The sequence below is a fragment of the Arthrobacter sp. B2a2-09 genome, from assembly GCF_027587375.1.
In the GTDB taxonomy this organism is placed as follows: Bacteria; Actinomycetota; Actinomycetes; order Actinomycetales; family Micrococcaceae; genus Arthrobacter.
The window spans coordinates 1-262 of sequence record NZ_JAMXIC010000126.1; the positions used below are offsets into that span (position 1 = coordinate 1).

At 63.0% G+C, this 262-nt stretch carries 1 protein-coding gene; it reads left to right on the forward strand.

Annotated features, from left to right (window positions below):
* On the forward strand, positions 1-262 hold a 262-nt coding region (locus NFJ07_RS25840; RefSeq protein WP_269998951.1), incomplete at both ends, for an IS110 family transposase.

The window sequence follows — 262 nt, forward strand, 5'->3', positions numbered from 1 at the left end:
CGACTACCCAGGCGATCCTGGAGTTGCGGGAGTTCCTGGAACGCGAACATGTGAGCACGGTGGTGATGGAAGCGACCAGTGATTACTGGAAACCCTTCTACTACCTTCTCGAAGAGACGCTGCCGGTGATGCTCGTCAACGCCAAGGCCGCACGGAACATCCCGGGGCACAAGACGGACGTCTCCGACGCCGCGTGGCTCGCCCAGCTTGCCGCGCACGGGCTATTGCGGGCCTCGTTCGTGCCACCGGAACCGATCCGTGA